This window comes from Providencia sp. PROV205 (assembly GCF_028479505.1).
GTDB lineage: Bacteria > Pseudomonadota > Gammaproteobacteria > Enterobacterales > Enterobacteriaceae > Providencia > Providencia huaxiensis.
The window spans coordinates 113,906-131,181 of sequence record NZ_JAMPNU010000004.1 but is presented as its reverse complement, the minus strand read 5'-3'; the positions used below and the strand labels follow the sequence as shown (position 1 = coordinate 131,181).

Annotated in this window: 15 protein-coding genes; all 15 read right to left on the bottom strand. The window is 41.8% G+C overall.

The features are described 5' to 3' along the window. Positions 1-3 precede the first annotated feature (3 nt). The 15 genes from PR800_RS04380 to PR800_RS04310 all read right to left on the bottom strand — a co-directional run bounded on the left by PR800_RS04380 (position 4) and on the right by PR800_RS04310 (position 17,265). Complete coding sequence (locus tag PR800_RS04380; RefSeq protein WP_102138094.1) at positions 4-972, bottom strand: siderophore ABC transporter substrate-binding protein; 969 nt, start codon at positions 970-972, stop codon at positions 4-6. Positions 973-1,350: 378 nt separating this feature from the next. Then, a complete protein-coding gene (locus PR800_RS04375; RefSeq protein WP_102138095.1) occupies positions 1,351-1,623 on the bottom strand; it encodes a helix-turn-helix domain-containing protein in 273 nt (90 codons plus the stop codon). Between the two features lie 14 nt (positions 1,624-1,637). After that, on the bottom strand, positions 1,638-2,480 hold the full coding sequence (locus PR800_RS04370; protein WP_195697809.1) for an MrpH family fimbial adhesin: 843 nt from the start codon (positions 2,478-2,480) through the stop codon (positions 1,638-1,640). Positions 2,481-2,497: 17 nt separating this feature from the next. Next, a complete protein-coding gene (locus tag PR800_RS04365; RefSeq protein ID WP_102138097.1) occupies positions 2,498-3,028 on the bottom strand; it encodes a fimbrial protein in 531 nt (176 codons plus the stop codon). Next, complete coding sequence (locus PR800_RS04360; protein WP_229597487.1) at positions 3,028-3,480, bottom strand: fimbrial protein; 453 nt, start codon at positions 3,478-3,480, stop codon at positions 3,028-3,030. The genes PR800_RS04365 and PR800_RS04360 overlap by 1 nt, the downstream gene beginning before the upstream one ends. A 43-nt stretch (positions 3,481-3,523) precedes the next feature. Beyond that, positions 3,524-4,078, bottom strand: coding sequence for a fimbrial protein (locus PR800_RS04355; RefSeq protein WP_102138098.1), 555 nt, complete (start codon positions 4,076-4,078; stop codon positions 3,524-3,526). Beyond that, a complete protein-coding gene (locus PR800_RS04350; protein WP_102138099.1) occupies positions 4,071-4,652 on the bottom strand; it encodes a fimbrial protein in 582 nt (193 codons plus the stop codon). The genes PR800_RS04355 and PR800_RS04350 overlap by 8 nt, the downstream gene beginning before the upstream one ends. A 13-nt stretch (positions 4,653-4,665) precedes the next feature. Then, positions 4,666-5,418 (bottom strand): fimbria/pilus periplasmic chaperone, encoded by a 753-nt coding sequence (locus PR800_RS04345; RefSeq protein ID WP_102138100.1) that lies wholly within the window; start codon positions 5,416-5,418, stop codon positions 4,666-4,668. A 35-nt stretch (positions 5,419-5,453) separates the two neighbouring features. Next, positions 5,454-8,144, bottom strand: coding sequence for an outer membrane usher protein (locus PR800_RS04340; protein WP_272530287.1), 2,691 nt, complete (start codon positions 8,142-8,144; stop codon positions 5,454-5,456). A 20-nt stretch (positions 8,145-8,164) separates the two neighbouring features. Beyond that, positions 8,165-8,716 carry a fimbrial protein gene (locus PR800_RS04335; protein WP_102138102.1) on the bottom strand — a complete coding sequence of 184 codons (552 nt, stop codon included), beginning with the start codon at positions 8,714-8,716 and terminating at the stop codon, positions 8,165-8,167. A gap of 79 nt (positions 8,717-8,795) precedes the next feature. After that, complete coding sequence (locus PR800_RS04330; RefSeq protein ID WP_148241605.1) at positions 8,796-9,326, bottom strand: fimbrial protein; 531 nt, start codon at positions 9,324-9,326, stop codon at positions 8,796-8,798. A 1,243-nt stretch (positions 9,327-10,569) separates the two neighbouring features. Continuing rightward, entirely contained in the window at positions 10,570-11,247 is a 678-nt protein-coding gene (gene narI, locus PR800_RS04325) for a respiratory nitrate reductase subunit gamma (protein WP_004907792.1), read from the bottom strand. Continuing rightward, positions 11,244-11,966, bottom strand: a complete 723-nt coding sequence (gene narJ, locus PR800_RS04320) for a nitrate reductase molybdenum cofactor assembly chaperone (RefSeq protein WP_272530285.1) — start codon at positions 11,964-11,966, stop codon at positions 11,244-11,246. Before narJ ends, narI begins: the two co-directional genes overlap by 4 nt. Next, on the bottom strand, positions 11,963-13,504 hold the full coding sequence (narH, locus tag PR800_RS04315; RefSeq protein WP_102138105.1) for a nitrate reductase subunit beta: 1,542 nt from the start codon (positions 13,502-13,504) through the stop codon (positions 11,963-11,965). Before narH ends, narJ begins: the two co-directional genes overlap by 4 nt. Beyond that, positions 13,504-17,265 carry a nitrate reductase subunit alpha gene (locus tag PR800_RS04310; protein WP_272530283.1) on the bottom strand — a complete coding sequence of 1,254 codons (3,762 nt, stop codon included), beginning with the start codon at positions 17,263-17,265 and terminating at the stop codon, positions 13,504-13,506. Before PR800_RS04310 ends, narH begins: the two co-directional genes overlap by 1 nt. Between the last annotated feature and the right edge of the window lie 11 nt (positions 17,266-17,276).

Here is a 17,276-nt window from a genome sequence, read left to right as displayed (position 1 = left end):
CGGTTATTTTGCTTGGCTCTTCTCTAGTGCTGTATTGATGTCGTCCATCAACTGAGAATAAGTTTGGATCCCACCCGCGATATACACGGCAGTTGGGTCAAGGTAAGTAATTTGGCCTTTTTCCCATGCTGCTGTTTTTCTCACTAATGCGTTATCAAGTACCTCTGCGGCTGGCTGAGCATCAGATTTACCAATCGCACTATCACGGTCGATAACAAATAACCAATCTGGGTTCAATTTCACCAGTAATTCTGCATTAACGATATTACCGTGACGCCCTGTGTTTTCAGTAAATACATAAGCCGGTTCGAAACCTAACACATCAAAAATAAAGCCAAAACGTGAGCCTGGACCATACGCGGAGATTTTACCACCACTGACTAAGATCACCATCGCTTTACCTGCTGTCGGTGCTTTAGTTTTGATACCTTCAATTTTTGTGTTGAAGTCAGCAATCAGTTTTTTGGCTTGTTCTTCTTTACCAAATAATGCGCCAAGCTCATTAGTACGCTCAGTTAAGCTACCAATAAAGTTTTTGTTATCAATGTCTAATGAGATAGTTGGAGCAACACCACTGAGTTTGTCATAGGCATCACGAGCACGGCTACCACCTAAAATCAGGTCAGGTTTAGCATTACTTAATGTTTCATAAGCAGGTTCAAATAATGTTCCGCCATTGACGTATTCAGAGCCGCTATATTTCGTTAAGAATTCAGGGAAGCGAACGTTGGTTTGTGGAACACCAGCAACCGGGGCTCCGAGTGCATCCATGATGTCCAGTGTTTCCATGTTCATCACCATAACTTTTTGCGGATGACGAGGAATTTCAGTTTTGCCTTGGGCATGTTCTACTGTGATAGTTTGTTTTTCTGCAACTTGAGCTGTTTCTGATGTGTCTTTCGCGTTATCACAACCCGCTAATACTAATGCTGATAACAAAGCAATACCCGAAACTAATGATTTTACAAACATCTAATTTCCTCCGTCCATCGATAAAAGTACTGATGATTAAATTTGGTGACCCATAATTTAGCGTATATTACACGCAAATAAGCGCAAATGATATTAGTTTGCATTTGCATTCGCTAAAAAGTTGTTACAACGCACAAAAACATCAATTTCATTCTATTGGTGGATAATTAAGAGAATTGCAAAAGTAAAACGATAGGGAAAATATTAAGGAATTAAGATGAGGAAACGGTGACTTGAAGATGGATATATTGATAGATGGATATATTGATAGATAGATTGAATTTACAGTTAAACCTTGATGCCCTACTCATTTGTACAAAAGACAATACAAAACCGTAATCTCAACCTACCTATCACCACTAATCATTTAAAAACTCATTATTGTATATCATCCAAGTTCCCATGTTTATTAAGCTGGGAGCTAATATCTTCAAGGAACCAATCGATTGGGGTTCCCATTAAAAATGCAAGTTTGAACAGATGAAACAGGTCAATTTTAATTTTGCCTCTTTCGTAACGCGAGATCTGTTGTTGGCTAACACCTAGCAACTGAGCTAACTGAAAGCCTGTATATCCCAACTCTCTACGCTTTTCTAAGATCCTCTGACCTACCATATAATGGATTTTTTCACTACCATTTTCTGAATACATATTTTCACCATTTATTAAGGCACAGTTAAAATAAGGGCTGCAGCACCTTCAAACTGACCAGCTTGAACTCGGCCATTAGTGCCTAGCACGGCTTTGAGGGTGACCGAGTTTGTTCCACCTGCAGGCACATGGATTTTGTAACCATTTTCCCCAGGTGTATCGTTCCCACCTAAATACAAATTCGCATATAAGCTATTATCCGCCCGTAGATTTACACGACCATTTGTCACGTTAACACCAGTTGCAACCACCAAAACATCCATCGATAAGTTACATGTCACACTAATGTTCACTTGTTTTGATTGGCCAGCGAGATCGGCTTCACTAATTGGGCCAAAGTTGATATCCGGGACGGTATTGTTGATCTTACAAGCTCCAATTGGTGGAGGCGCAATACCACATAATGAGCCGGGAATTAACCCACCGTTACTTGTAACCCCTGTGCGATCTTGGTAAAACAGCCCCACACATTCCTGATTATTCTGTAGCCTAACCCCGGTATGAACAGCCCACTGTGTTGCTGGAGCTGTCGCCTTTGCCAAAACACCGGGTATATTCTGAACGTCACGCATGTATTCATACCTAGAAATTTCAGCCAACTCGACGGTTGCCGCCCCTGGTGTTCCATTAGCTGTATGCTTATGGCTTATGGTGAGATAGCATTTCGACCACCTAAAGCAAGGATTAGGCGTATTTGGCAATTCAGGATCCCAACGGGCAATCACATACTTATAATCTGCATCTCCGTTATTTGGGTTACTACCGGGTCTTGATTCAGTGATATAGGAAAAAACATAAGCTGATGCAGTAGATGAAAACATGACTGCACCAATTAATAGCGATAAAAATACTTTCATATTAGTTCACAGCCTTATTATTCATAATCTAATTTAAATGTTGCTACAGCACTGTAAGGCCCTACTTTTATTGTCTTATCTGCAATAGCATCCGGTTCACCTTTTAAATAGGCATAGAACCGCAATTGGTTAGCGCCATCTTGTAACGTTAGCTTCGAGCCTTTCTGTTCAAGAGCCAGTGGTGTTTTATCTGAATTTTGCAGCCCCACCGCAAAACCAGATGCGACACTACTTGTTGATAATGCTAAAAAACCAGGAAGCGCTAGATTCGGAGTTCCAGAGAAAGTGACTTCTACAAATTTACCAATCGTTGTGTCACAATCAGACAGCTTAATCACAAACTCTTTAGGTGGAGTTTCACCATAGGCATAAAAGTTTTTTTCTGGTGTATCAAAAAAATCCATCGGGATGTTTTCATCACCAGGTAAAATAGTGCAGGGTTCCTCCACTAAATTACCGATAATCCTTAAATTATCAGGTACAGCAAAAGCCGTACTAACGTCGATAAGTAAGGCTCCAGCTACTGCACATTGAATTAGTTTGTTCATTATTGGTACTCCGCTAGCAATGTCCCTGTTGCGGTAAAGCCTCCTTCAGGCAACGTAACTCCCAATCTCTTAACTGGAACAACTTCTAAAACAGGCGGTTGCCCATACGTAATCTTTAACGGTTTATTGATTTCAAAACCTAAACCATTTTGGGTAATACGCATGCCAAGATCTCGGAAATTGGTTTCCAGAGCCGACGTATCAAAGTCGGTTGCAGTTCCTTTGATTGTCAGCATCAAATCCCAACCTTTTAAATTGTCTTCACACTTCAATGCGTAATTAATAGGTTTCGTGAATCTGACTCCATCTATTTTATGTAAACCAATATCTTTATATTCAATGACGTTGACTTTATCTTCAAAAACAGTGCAAGGCGGTGGAATTAATAAAGTTCCCGTAAATTCCACATCGTTCGCCATCGCAGCGCTAGCAGGTATTACTAGCAGACCCATTATCAGCGGAAATCTTTTCATTATTCTTTGCATTATTTTTCCCTCACTGATAATCAAGTTTGATAGTGACGCCCGCATGAAAAACCCCACCTTTTGTCAATGTTGTGGATAAGTCACGAACAGGTATAGCTTCAAATTGAGGGGCATTTGGGTACACGAACTTGATTTCTTGATTTAATCGAAGCTTGCTTCCGTTATAACGAAAAGCAATCCCTAAACCCGGAAGATCTGTCTCAATTGCACCAGTATCAAAAGATGCAGGAATACCAATCAACGTCATTTTCATTTGCGACGTTGGCCTTTTTTCACAGTCAATATTGTAATTTATGGGTTTCGAATAGGCGTTCCCGTCAATTCGCGTACTCATGATTTCATCAAAATTGACTTTGATGATATTTCCACCATTAATTTTGCAAGGGGGTGGTGCTAAAACAACCCCTTTAATCGGTACGGTTATCATACCGGGTGTGACTGTCGCCCGTGTACTTCCCGACGGGCTAATACGTGAATCGGGTAACCCTGCATAGGAGGCCGATGTAAAAAGTAGTCCAACGAGACATGATGCCAGCAGGTACCGCTGCTTATTTAAATCACTCATAATCCACCTTAAAGTCCATTACGGCGCTGAAACTTCCTTCCGTCAATTTTTCGGGAGTTCTCACTGGTGTGACAAAATATTGAAGAGTCCCCTGCGGTGCATCAAGGAATTGTGGACGACCTCGGCTTCCTAGCCTGATATCTTCTCGTTGTGCGTCAGTCACTTCTAATGCCAAGCCAGAGACACCTTTTACACTTAACATTTCTGGAAAGTGTTTATCCGATACGGCAACAAAGGAAACCGTTATGACGGGCTGCATTGCATCCCAAATCGCTCTGCCCGTTCTTGTGTCTTTCATTCGGCTTTCTGTACGAATGCAATGTCTAAATTCTAATTCGAATGACACTGGTTCAGCTCTATCACCAGGTTTACGGAGTGAATAAGAAGGGATCTCCCCTAGAGACACTTCTTGGCGCTTTGAATTGGTCACATCCATCGTACAAGGTGCCTCGGTCATCATGCCATTTACTGTCAATGTTCCGTGTAATCCATCAATATCCCAGCTACTTATTCCAAAGGTAAACACTGGAACTAAGCTGAATAAGATAGTGCTGAACTGGAGAGTCCTTTTCATACATTGTTCTCCGTTATCTATCCGTCGAAGATTCAACTTTGCAAGTTGTACCTGCGCAACCAAACGTCAATTTAGGCCTTCCACCATAATCATTGATATAAGTTAGAACTGGCTTTGCCCCCATAGCACTTGCGCTACCCTTAAGCATTCCGTTACCTTTTGGTGAGATCATCACAGGCTCAAACTGCTTCACCGTATCTCCTCCCACTTTTGAACTTGCATCCACAATCGTGACAAAGTAAGCAGTTGGATTCGTGACTTCGTAGGCATCACCTTTACGCGTTAACGTAATTTTTTCTTGCCATGGGTTTTCTAAATCCGTACGAGTGGCATATAACGCTTTTGGTCGATAAAACAACTTAATACGTGTTTGTAATGCAATTTGTAATACGTTAGCTTCTTTACTACGTGGTGGAATCTCACGTAAGTTAAAGTAATAAACACTTTCTCTGTCCTGAGGTAATGTCGCGATATCAGGAAGAGATTGAATTTTAACTTGGCTACCTTCACCTGGTTCTACACGTTGAACTGGTGGTAACACCGTGAGTGGGCTTTCAATTTTGTTACCATTAGCGTCTTCAATCCAGCCCTGCGCAAGATAAGGTAACTCTGTGTTTTCATTCTTAATATTTAAGCTAATGGTCTTTTCTGCCCCATTATAAATGACGCGTGTTCTATCAAGTGCAATAGCGGCCAAAGCCTGTCCACATAGCACTGCAGATAACGTAATTGTCGTAGTAAAAAATGCAATTTTCTTAATATTCATATGTACCAACTATTTATAAAATCAAGCAACTTGGGTTACTCGGTATAATCTGCGCTGTAAGCAATATCCGGTGGCTTCAATAACCAACGCTGACTCGGTTCTACGCCCTGTTTAACGGGTGCAGGTTTGTAGACAGGGGCTGGTTGCCCAACAGGAACAGCTTTTGCAGGCATATATCCAGGTTCAATACCTGGGCTGCTTGTACACGGTAATAACAGTGAGTTAAATTCCGCCGTTTTAATATTTTCTGGGATCTGAATTTTGCATTGCGCACTTCCATCCCAATGCACATCTAAAACTTCATTTGGATTGACACCAGAGATATATACGGAGCCATTATCAGTCACGATACCGAGCTCTCTATTTTTCTCATTTCTCACGGTAGCCCCGAATGGCGGATAACTTCCATCGGCCAGTGCCAATCTCACCATCGTTTTAACACCCGCTAACACCTCAAATTCGCGGTAAGCAACAGCCCCTTCAGTCAACGTAATAGGCTGCGATGTCCGAATAGCTTCCACATCGTCAGGCAGCTGAGTCACATCAATATGCGCACTGGTACGGTAGTAATCACTGATGTCAGAGACTACTGCTTTACCAAAAATGTTGGTTTCTGTGGTTGGCCCAAAACCTTGAATAGGGACATTTTTCACACCTTCAGTACCTACCATCACCCGGCTTCCACCTGGCGTGTTAATGCGGTGTAATGCGGCACCATGCCCTGTGACTGTTGCACCACCCTGTAGAGAAAATGCAGCTGAAGAGGTATCGCCATTGATATAACTGGTACTTGCCGTAACTGTTGCTAAATCAGCATAACGCGTATAGAAACCATCAATGGTTCCACGGCCACGACTACTAACCCCAGTACCAACACGATAATTTGTTTTATCATCAACGGAATCGAAATAGCTGACGGTATGTGAATTACCATCCCTCGTCACCATGTTGTTATAGCTAATTGACGCTCTATCAGCCCAAGGCAAAGAGAGGTTCATATATAGCCCATCATCATTATTTCTATTATCAAATTTGTTACGGAATGCCGTTAAACTTAAATTGATGTTTTTAAAACGACCAATATCAAAATATTTAGCAATAGAAACGTTATAGCGTTTTGCCGCAGGCTTATTCCAATAAGTTTCGTGGTTATAGTTCAGATACGCAGTCAGATCCGCACTAGTGAAATACTTATTAAATGTGATCGTATACAGCTCTTTACTATTATCGAATTCCACCCCTCTGTAACGACGGTCGAGATATTGGTTCATACTCATAAAGTCGCGTTCAGAGAATCGATATCCTGCGAAGGTGACTTGGCTGTCATATTCTTCAAAACGTTTTGAATAACTTAAGCGATAAGACGCCCCTGTATAAATTTTGTTTTCTGTTTTCAGTTTTGCTCGTGACTCAGTGATATCGAATGAAATTGCACCGAAGGCGAGTAAATCTCGACCAACACCGAGTGATAATGCGTTATAGTCACCTGCCGCGACACCACCACCGAATAATGACCAACCGTTAGAGACCCCCCAGCTAAATTCCCCTGTAACGAATCCTTGCCCTTCTGTTTCATGTTCCATATTATTCGGTCGGCCACCGGCAATCTTAAACAGCACTGAGCCTGGACGAGTTAAATACGGAATGGAGGCGGTATTCATTTGGAATTCTTGTATGGAGCCATCCTGCTCTTCGATACGTACATCTAATTTACCGCTAACGGCATCACTTAAATCTTGAATACGAAAAGGCCCCGGAGCAACTTGCGTTTCATAAATGACACGCCCTTGCTGAGTCACAATCACTTTTGCATTGGTTCTCGCAACACCAGTGACTTCAGGTGCATAGCCACGTAAGTTAGGTGGTAACATTCTCTCATCAGAGATAAGACTTACCCCCATATAACGGAATGAGTCAAATAACCCTGAGCGAAGAAATTGCTCCCCCATCGTTAGCTTTGCATTTAGCTCTTTGACGGCTCGATAAGCATAATATTGGCTCCAATCCCATTTACGATCTGTGGATTGACCATTCGTTCGATTATAACTTGCTTGCCAGTCAGCTCTAAAACGCCATGCGCCTAAGTTAAAACCTGTCGTACCGTTACCAGTAACTGACTGGGTATTGGCTGAATCTGCAGGCCTTGTTAAGTTAGCATTCAAGTTATAGTCAAAGATCAGAGCGGGAACACCTTCATCCCAACGAGATGGGGGATCCCAGTTATCAGAGGTAAATTCGATATAAGCCTGAGGTACAGTAATGGTGATCGTTTCTTTGGCTAAAGAACCACTTACTGTCATTCCTGGGATCGTTTCTGGAATTAAACATTGGCCATTTTTAGCAAATTCAACCTTTTGTTTCCATTCATCGCGCAAAGCGATATGGTCAACAACATCTGGCGTTAAACAAGGCTCAGTCATACCCGGATCATTAGGATCCGCGATATATTCAATATCAAAAATGTCAGCTAAATCGCGACTATTTAAATTAATTTTAAATGGGTACTTCCCAGGCATAACATAACCTGCGCGAGAGAACTCATTTAAGGAAATATTTTTTTTATCCTGAAGATCTAAAACATCCGTATTAAACTCAATACTATCATTATTTGCATTAGCTAAATTTATATGAGCAATGGCTATAAACACCATGGTAGCAACAGGCGTTAAAAAATAACTTACTGAGTTATTAAATACTTTATTTTTACTTTTTAATCGCAGAGCCATAATAGTCCCTTAGTAATAACTCAGTAATAATCCATTTTAAAACGGATAGTTGTCTGATAATTTCCTGGTTTTAAGCGTTTATTATTAGGTACTACCCGCACCTTATAGTGCAGAGTTGTCTCCCCCGCGCTAATAGGTAAATCAGGCATTGCCTTACCAGGTATTGCAACATTTCCAGCCATATCAGAAATTTTTACTGACAATCCATTTGCATGCCCAAAAACATCGAAGTTACGGCCATCAGTTGGGCCATCAAATGTAATATTGAAAGTTTGCCAATTAGGGGTTCCAGGAGTTACCGGTGTTAGAACACAATTGATAAGGCGTATAGAGAAATCACTTGTTGGACTTTCTCTGTCGTGAATTATCTGGCTAACCGGTACAGTCGTTATGCTAACTGATTGATCTCGGCTATCTGCATCTATTGCACAAGGGCTCTCAATGATTGAACCGCCCATAGTAACAGTTCCTTTGAACTGACTTTGTGCCCGAGAATTTTGATTTTGCGCACTGACTATCGGGGCAAATATCATTCCTGAAAGCACCATGACAATGATGCCAAAGTGATTCATAGCGACTCCATCTCAACTTAATAACCAATTTCAATGCATTAAAATTAGTGCCCATACATCCTTGTACGGGCTATACCAATTACTGGTAGCTCAGAGCAAATGTTGCAATTGCATCAAATTCACCTGGTACAGCTGGTTTGTTTGTTGCATCATCATCGCCTTGCAAATAAGCTTGGAAACGCAATGTGTTCGCACCAGTTAATAAAGTTTGAGATGGTGATTTAGCACCTAAAGCAATTTTGGTGCCGTTGAAATCAGTGATCACGATACCCGCGTTTTTCGCAGTACCAGCAATAGCTAAACCATCAGTTACCGAAGTACTTGGAATACCAGTAAATGTAGTTTGAACTGTTTTCAGAGTTGTGATGTCGCACTGCTCTAATTGAATATTGAAGTCACGAGCAATACTTTTACCGCCACCGTTTAATGCAGATGTTGCGATAGCACCCATTGGTACTTCAAATGCTTGAGATCCTGGTGGAATTGAGCAAGGAGCATCAATAATTGAACCTTTAAAAGTGACTTGGCCGCCACCTTGGTTTGCAGAAGCAGAACCAGCAACCACAGCCAGACCTAAACCTAATACTAAAGCAAGTTTATTTAATTTCATTTTATACATTTCCATTAGATAAAAAGACAACACAAATTAAAATAATGAGTTATTATTAATCTGATTATTTCAACTTTTTCTTAAAATATATTCGATTAGCAAATATTAAAGATTGACACTAATAACTATTTCTATTTATCAAACTCTATCAGTTAATAAATGAAATAATTAAACAATGCATCAATGCGTTGCCATTATTATACCACATTTTAGTTATGTCAAATTTAAGGGTTAATTAAACGCCTTCACTATAAGTTAGTGATATATATATATAATTCATAATACACTCCATCTTAAATACACCATTACGGGATAAGTTGGTGATGTACTTCTAATTAAAATGACCTTTTCTTAATAAAAAACCATAAAATAAACCCAATCATTATTAATAAAGTTTTTTATACTCATAAAACGGGTTCTTATTAGTGAAAAAAAATGAGATGAGAGGAAGTGAAATCATAAAATTAATTCAAAAATATTAAATCGATATTTTACCTAAAAATAATTAATCAGAAACTTCCCAAAAAAAACAATTAAATATTTTCATAATGTTTCTAAACTCACCAATTGTTACATTTTAAATGAGTAATAAATTAAAAATAAATCCATAAATATCATCATGATAGATTAAAAACAACCATGAATTCAATATAAACAACACCTAGGTACCATTAATATAATAAAACACTTTTTAAATAAAAATAAAAATAGAAATAATTGATAGAAAATAAAATGAAAAACGATAGCCAGACAGCCTTAATATTTCAAATTATTTCAAAAAGTAATTAAAAGTAACTTTCAATAACTTTATAAATACCACCAGAAGGATTAAAATAGAAGAACAAGACACCTTTAATAGAAATAAACCAATCTCTATTTAAGTTGATTAGCTAAATCAAGGTAAGTTAAATAGCGAAAATGAGGATATCCCAAAAATGAGTAAAAGTAATGCCATAAATTATTGTCGACAATTACATTACTGACCTAATAATAATATCTCAAATATAGAAACCGCTGTTTAAGTCAAAACACCATAAAGACTGAGCATAACTTACCATTATATTTAGCATTACCTACACCCAAATTAGAGTATGTTTATATGGCGATACAAAGTAAATCACCACTTAAAACAAAAAACCCCATCTCATATGAAATGGGGTGCCAAAATAGCAATATTTGTTGTTTACACAAGAACAAGTTGTACAAAAGCAATGTACTGGCCCACCGCCTTGTGGAGCCAAACCTAATGGCGATTCCTCACCAATTGATACCGACGAGTCAGGTATTCGATAGGGGCACTCCAAATGTGCACTAAACGGCAGAATGGGAAGAGTAAAAATATCGTCATACCCAACACAATATGCAGTTTAAAAACGATGCCAACCCCTTCAAGGTAATTGGATGCCCCCCAATGGAATGTCACAATAGATTGCGCCCATCCCACTAATTTCAACATTTCGCTACCATCCATATGTTGTGCTGAGAATGGAATGGTGAGTAACCCTAAGCAAACTTGCACCACCAGCAAGGTTAAGATCATAATGTCACCGAAGGATGAAGTTGCTCTCACGCGAGGGTTCGTCAGGCGGCGCTTCAACAGCATCGCGCCACCAATTAACATCATCACACCCGCTGCGCCCCCACCAATCATCGCCATTAATTGCTTAATATGCATTGGCAGAAAAGATTCATACATCCAATGAGGCGTTAACATACCTAAAAAGTGCCCGACAAAAATCCCAATAATCCCCAAATGGAATAAGTTTGATGCCAAACGCATGTTCTTTTTATCTAACATTTGGCTGGAACCCGCTCGCCACGTGTATTGCCCGTAATCGTAACGTAACCAACTACCGACAATAAATACCGTCCCAGCGATATAGGGGTATATATCGAAGAAAAATTGATTGATAAAATTCATTTTTGAACTCCTACATGGCTACCCACACTGAGATCCAAGTATTGTGGTACCACCGCATTGGCGAAGCGATGTTGATGTTCCGCCACTTCGCTACCACATGTTTTTTCATCGGCAAAAAATTTCACTTGCTCCTCTTCCCAAACCGCATCTAGCGCCTCTGGAGTGTCATCCCGTACTTCGATTGCTACTTGTTTGCTTAATTGCTCCGCCGCAATGTCGCTATGGGAAAGCTCAAGTAAAAAATCAAATAAAACAGAGAAACGGCTTTCTCGCTGTTTTAGCCTTTCCCCTAACAGCGCTAAAATTGGCGCAATATCCTGTAACCCCTCGATAGTTTCATCGGTCGGTAATGCCGTGAGGTATTCCAAATAAATGGGCAAATGGTCGGGTAATTCACGGCAATCAATTTGTAAACCGTGTTGCTGGTATTGAGCCATTAAATCAACCATCGCTTGCCCTCGGTCTCTGGACTCACCATGCACATGCTCAAATAGCAATAATGATGTCGCGCGCCCTCTATCAAACAGCTCACAATATTGCGCTTGCATATCGAGTAAGTCTTCATTGAGATACTCACGCACAAACACCATCAGTTGAACAGCGCGTGTGACAGACAGTTCATCAGCCTGTTCTAGCGCTTCAATGAGCTCATCGCGATGTAACCAAAGCGCTTCCGAAGGGTATTCCAATAACCGAGAAATCACTTTTAGTGCCATCATAGTGCTTTCTCCTGATTATTTTTTGGTGTGATATCTATGGCATCAATGCGCCTGCTATTAAACAAATTCGCTTTGCTATCGCTACCATGGCAGCCATCACCAAAACTAAAGCCACAAGCTTTCGCTTCAGGAAATGCTTCACGCGCCAATTCTCGATGACTGGATGGAATGACAAAACGGTCTTCATAGTTAGCAATAGCTAAATAACGGTACATTTCTTGTGCTTGAGCTTGTGTTAATCCAACTTGCTCTAACGCACTGGTATCACATTGGTTTTCTACGGTTTCTGCTCGCTTGAAATGGCGCATCGCTAACATACGTTTTAGCGCCAATAGCACCGGTTCGGTATCCCCTGCAGTTAACAAATTCGCAAGGTATTGCACTGGAATGCGTAAACTTTCTACATCCGGCAATACACCGTTATTAGCTAAGAGCCCTGAATCCGCCACTGACTGAATTGGTGACAAAGGGGGTACATACCACACCATGGGTAACGTGCGGTATTCAGGGTGCAGTGGCAGAGCTAAGCGCCATTCCATCGCCATTTTGTACACTGGGGATTTCTGTGCCGCATCGATCACACTTAATGGGATCCCTTGTTTTTGCGCTTCTTCAATCACTTTTGGATCATGGGGATCAAGGAAAACATCAAGTTGGCTTTGGTAAAGGTCGGTTTCCTTTTCGACACTGGCTGCCGACTCAATTTTATCGGCGTCATACAGCAATACCCCTAAATAGCGGATACGACCAACACAGGTTTCAGAACAAACCGTTGGCATGCCTGACTCAATACGTGGGTAACAGAAAATACATTTTTCTGATTTACCGCTTTTCCAATTGAAATAGATTTTTTTATACGGGCAACCGGTTAAGCACATACGCCAGCCGCGGCATTTGTCTTGGTCAATCAACACAATACCGTCTTCTGAGCGCTTATAAATTGCCCCACTTGGGCAGGTCGCTACACACGCTGGGTTTAAACAATGTTCACACAGGCGTGGCAAATACATCATGAATGTATTCTCAAACTGCCCGTACATCTCTTTTTGAATATGTTCAAAGTTTTTATCTTGGGCTCGCTTGGCGAATTCGCCGCCTAAATCATCTTCCCAGTTTGGTCCCATTTTCACGTTACTCATTCGCTCACCCGTAATTAATGAACGAGGACGTGCTGTCGGTACGTGCTTGCCTTCTTTGGCATTTTTTAAATGGCCGTAGTCATAATTAAACGGCTCATAATAATCATCCAAGGCAGGTACATCTGGGTTAGCGAAGATTTTCGATAAAACACCCACTTTGTTCCCCATCCGTGGAACCAATTTGCCCTTAATGGTGCGTATCCAGCCTCCTTTCCACTTTTCTTGGTCTTCCCAATTATGGGGATAACCAATACCCGGTTTAGTTTCGACGTTATTAAACCATGCGTATTCAACCCCTTCGCGGCTAGTCCACACGTTTTTACAGGTCACTGAGCAAGTGTGACAACCAATACATTTATCAAGGTTTAGCACCATGCCGACTTGAGAACGAATTTTCATTATGCTTTCTCCTTTCCGCTCAAGGTCTGCTGGTAGGCATCACCTTCACCATCCAGCCAGTCAACCTGTTTCATTTTGCGAACAACCACAAATTCATCACGATTAGAACCTACTGTTCCGTAATAATTGAAGCTATAGGCAAGGTGCGCATAGCCACCGATCATATGCGTAGGTTTCGGGCAAACACGCGTGACCGAATTATGAATTCCGCCACGTTGAGCCGTAATTTCAGATCCAGGCAAGTTGATCAGCCGTTCTTGGGCGTGGTACATCATGATCATGCCATCAGGAATACGTTGGCTAACGATCGCTTTAGCGGTTAATGCACCATTACTGTTAAAAGCTTCAACCCAATCGTTATCTTCGATACCAAGCTCGCGGGCATCTTCTTCGCTAAGCCAAACCACTGGGCCACCGCGGCCTAACGTCAACATTAATAAGTTGTCGCTGTAAGTAGAGTGGATCCCCCATTTTTGGTGCGGTGTTAAAAAGTTCAGTGCTTTTTCTGGGAACCCATTGGATTTTTTCCCCATAAGTGGCTGAGCGGCTCGTGTGTCAATCGGTGGGCGATATACCACAAGGCTTTCCCCAAAGGCGCGCATCCATTCATGGTCTTGATATAACTGCTGGCGACCACTGAGCGTTCGCCATGGGATCATTTCATGAACGTTGGTGTAACAGGCGTTGTAAGAAACATGTTCATCTTCCAACCCTGACCATGTCGGGCTAGAGATAATTTTACGCGGCTGCGCAACAATATCGCGAAAACGGATTTTTTCGTCTTCTTTATGACGAGCAAGATGAGTATGGTCGCGGCCTGTTACTTTGCTTAACGCATCCCATGCTTTTACTGCCACTTGCCCATTGGTTTCAGGCGCGAGTGTTAAAATAACTTCAGCGGCATCAATCGCTGTTTCAATTTTTGGCCGCCCAGCATTAGCCCCCTCTGGCTGGGTTTTATTGAGTTTTTTCAAGAAATCAATTTCATCTTGCGTATTCCAATTGATCCCTTTTCCCCCATTACCCAATTTATCCATCAGTGGGCCAAGAGAGGTAAAACGTGCATAAGTATTTGGATAATCACGCTCAACACAGATAATGTGCGGTGCAGTTTTTCCGGGGATCAGCTCGCACTGGCCTTTTTTCCAATCTCTCACATCAAAAGGCTGTGCCATCTCAGCAGCACTATCATGTTGGATCGGCAACGTCACCACATCCGTTTCTTTGCCTAAGTGCCCAACGCTGACTTCAGAAAATGCTTTGGCAATCCCCTTGTAAATTTCCCAATCGCTTTTGGATCCCCAAGCTGGGTCAACTGCTGCAGAGAGCGGATGAATAAATGGATGCATATCCGAGGTATTCATATCGTCTTTTTCATACCAAGTAGCAGTCGGTAAAATAACGTCCGAGAACAGGCAGGTGCTCGACATTCTGAAGTCGAGGGTCACCACTAAGTCAACTTTCCCTTCTGCCGCTTTATCTTGCCATTCCACTTCTTCTGGTTTGACGCCGCCTTGTTGACCTAAGTCTTTGCCTTGAATACCATTTTCAGTTCCTAATAAGTATTTCAGTAAGTATTCATGGCCTTTCCCTGCGGAACCCAATAAATTTGAACGCCAAATAAACAGATTTCGTGGGAAATTTTGAGGGTCATCAGGTTGCTCTGAAGCAAAGCGAATATTGCCTTCTTTCAACTGTTTAACAGTATAATCAGTGGGTGACATCCCTTCACTTTGTGCATTCTTCGCAATATTTAATGGGTTGACATTTAACTGTGGTGCTGACGGCAGCCACCCCATGCGTTCTGCTCGTACATTCATATCAACCAAACTGCCACTAAAGGCTTGCTTATCGGCTAGAGGCGATAACAACTCTTCTGTTGCGACTGTTTCATAACGCCATTGGCTTGAATGGTTATAAAAGAAAGAAGTGCTATTCATATGGCGAGGTGGGCGCTGCCAGTCCAAACCAAAGGCTAAAGGTAACCAACCCGTTTGTGGACGTAATTTTTCTTGCCCCACATAGTGAGACCAGCCACCACCGCTTTGCCCTACACAACCACAAAAAATCAACATATTGATAATCGCGCGGTAGGTCATATCCATGTGATACCAGTGGTTAATCCCTGCGCCAACAATCACCATAGAGCGGCCATGGGTTTTCTCTGCGGTATCGGCAAACTCACGCGCTATGCGAATAATATTTTGGCGGCTAACCCCTGTGACTTTCTCCGCCCACGCAGGTGAATACGCTTTCATATCATCGTAATCAACCGCACAGTTTTCATCACCAAAACCACGGTCAATGCCGTAGTTCGCTAGCATTAAATCATAAACACTAGTAACTAATGATTCGCTACCATCAGCTAACTGAATACGTTTAGCGGGCAGTTTATGTAATAAAATATCTTTAAGTTCAACATGCTGGAAGTGCTCGCTTTCTAAGCCACCAAAGTAAGGGAAACCAACATCGACAAATTCATCATAGCTATCTGCCAAGCTGAGTTTCATTTTAATGTTATGTGCATCTTGTCCAGCGCGCGGTTCTAAATTCCATTTTTGGCCGCCATCCCAACGGAATCCCATTGAACCTTGTGGAGCACATAATTCGCCTGTCTCTTCATCAATCGCAATAGTTTTCCATTCGGCATTTTTTTCTTCGCCTAATGAATTATGTAAATCAGATGCCCGTAGCATGCGGCCTGCGGCATAAGAGCCATCTTCACGCTTATCTAGCATGACAAGCATCGGCATATCGGTATACGTACGCACATATTCACGGAAATATTCAGCTTCGCGTTTTACATGGAATTCATTGAGGATCACATGCCCCATCGCCATTGCCATGGCGCTATCTGTTCCTTGTTTCGGGTTCAACCAATGGTCACATAATTTGGCAATTTCCGCGTAATCTGGCGTCACCGCGACCGTTTTCGTCCCTTTATAACGCACTTCTGCAAAAAAATGTGCGTCTGGCGTACGCGTTTGCGGAACGTTAGAACCCCAAGCAATAATATAAGACGAGTTGTACCAATCTGCTGATTCCGGTACGTCAGTTTGTTCGCCCCACGTCATGGGTGATGCAGGCGGCAAGTCACAATACCAGTCATAAAAACTTAAGCACGAGCCACCAATTAATGATAAATAGCGCGCACCTGAGGCATAAGAAACCATCGACATCGCGGGAATGGGTGAAAAACCAACAATGCGGTCAGGACCAAATTCTTTAATCGTCGCGACGTTTGCCGCTGCAATTAGTTCATTCACTTCCTGCCAGCTTGAGCGAACAAAACCACCACGACCACGAGCTTGTTTATAGCTTTTTGCCTTTTGCGGGTCATTGATAATAGATAGCCACGCTGCAACAGGGTCTTGTTGCTCCGCTTTTGCTTCACGCCACAATTTAAGTAAGCGCTTACGCATCATTGGGTATTTAACACGGTTTGCGCTGTATAAATACCAAGAGTAGCTCGCCCCTCGAGGGCATCCTCTCGGCTCATGGTCAGGTAAATCAGGGCGAGTTCGTGGGTAATCCGTCTGCTGAGTTTCCCAAGTGACTAACCCATTTTTGACATAAATTTTCCAGCTACAAGAGCCAGTACAATTAACACCATGAGTGGAACGCACAACTTTGTCATGCTGCCAGCGGCTACGATAACCATCTTCCCAATCACGGTTTACATTTAACTCTTGCCCGTGATCACCTGAAAAGGTTTCGCCCAACTGCTTAAAATACCGAAATCTGTCTAAAAACTTGCTCATCGGATTGCCTC

What these genes read in the sequence shown, in the direction of transcription:
- narI (WP_004907792.1), bottom strand. Translation starts at nt 11,247, where the DNA reads ATGAATTTTATCAATCAATTTTTCTTCGATATATACCCCTATATCGCT.
- PR800_RS04360 (WP_229597487.1), bottom strand. Translation starts at nt 3,480, where the DNA reads ATGGGTCTGCTAGTAATACCTGCTAGCGCTGCGATGGCGAACGATGTG.
- PR800_RS04335 (WP_102138102.1), bottom strand. Translation starts at nt 8,716, where the DNA reads ATGAATCACTTTGGCATCATTGTCATGGTGCTTTCAGGAATGATATTT.
- narJ (WP_272530285.1), bottom strand. Translation starts at nt 11,966, where the DNA reads ATGATGGCACTAAAAGTGATTTCTCGGTTATTGGAATACCCTTCGGAA.
- PR800_RS04330 (WP_148241605.1), bottom strand. Translation starts at nt 9,326, where the DNA reads ATGAAATTAAATAAACTTGCTTTAGTATTAGGTTTAGGTCTGGCTGTG.
- PR800_RS04380 (WP_102138094.1), bottom strand. Translation starts at nt 972, where the DNA reads ATGTTTGTAAAATCATTAGTTTCGGGTATTGCTTTGTTATCAGCATTA.
- PR800_RS04365 (WP_102138097.1), bottom strand. Translation starts at nt 3,028, where the DNA reads ATGAACAAACTAATTCAATGTGCAGTAGCTGGAGCCTTACTTATCGAC.
- narH (WP_102138105.1), bottom strand. Translation starts at nt 13,504, where the DNA reads ATGAAAATTCGTTCTCAAGTCGGCATGGTGCTAAACCTTGATAAATGT.
- PR800_RS04375 (WP_102138095.1), bottom strand. Translation starts at nt 1,623, where the DNA reads ATGTATTCAGAAAATGGTAGTGAAAAAATCCATTATATGGTAGGTCAG.
- PR800_RS04345 (WP_102138100.1), bottom strand. Translation starts at nt 5,418, where the DNA reads ATGAATATTAAGAAAATTGCATTTTTTACTACGACAATTACGTTATCT.
- PR800_RS04310 (WP_272530283.1), bottom strand. Translation starts at nt 17,265, where the DNA reads ATGAGCAAGTTTTTAGACAGATTTCGGTATTTTAAGCAGTTGGGCGAA.
- PR800_RS04355 (WP_102138098.1), bottom strand. Translation starts at nt 4,078, where the DNA reads ATGAGTGATTTAAATAAGCAGCGGTACCTGCTGGCATCATGTCTCGTT.
- PR800_RS04350 (WP_102138099.1), bottom strand. Translation starts at nt 4,652, where the DNA reads ATGAAAAGGACTCTCCAGTTCAGCACTATCTTATTCAGCTTAGTTCCA.
- PR800_RS04370 (WP_195697809.1), bottom strand. Translation starts at nt 2,480, where the DNA reads ATGAAAGTATTTTTATCGCTATTAATTGGTGCAGTCATGTTTTCATCT.
- PR800_RS04340 (WP_272530287.1), bottom strand. Translation starts at nt 8,144, where the DNA reads ATGGCTCTGCGATTAAAAAGTAAAAATAAAGTATTTAATAACTCAGTA.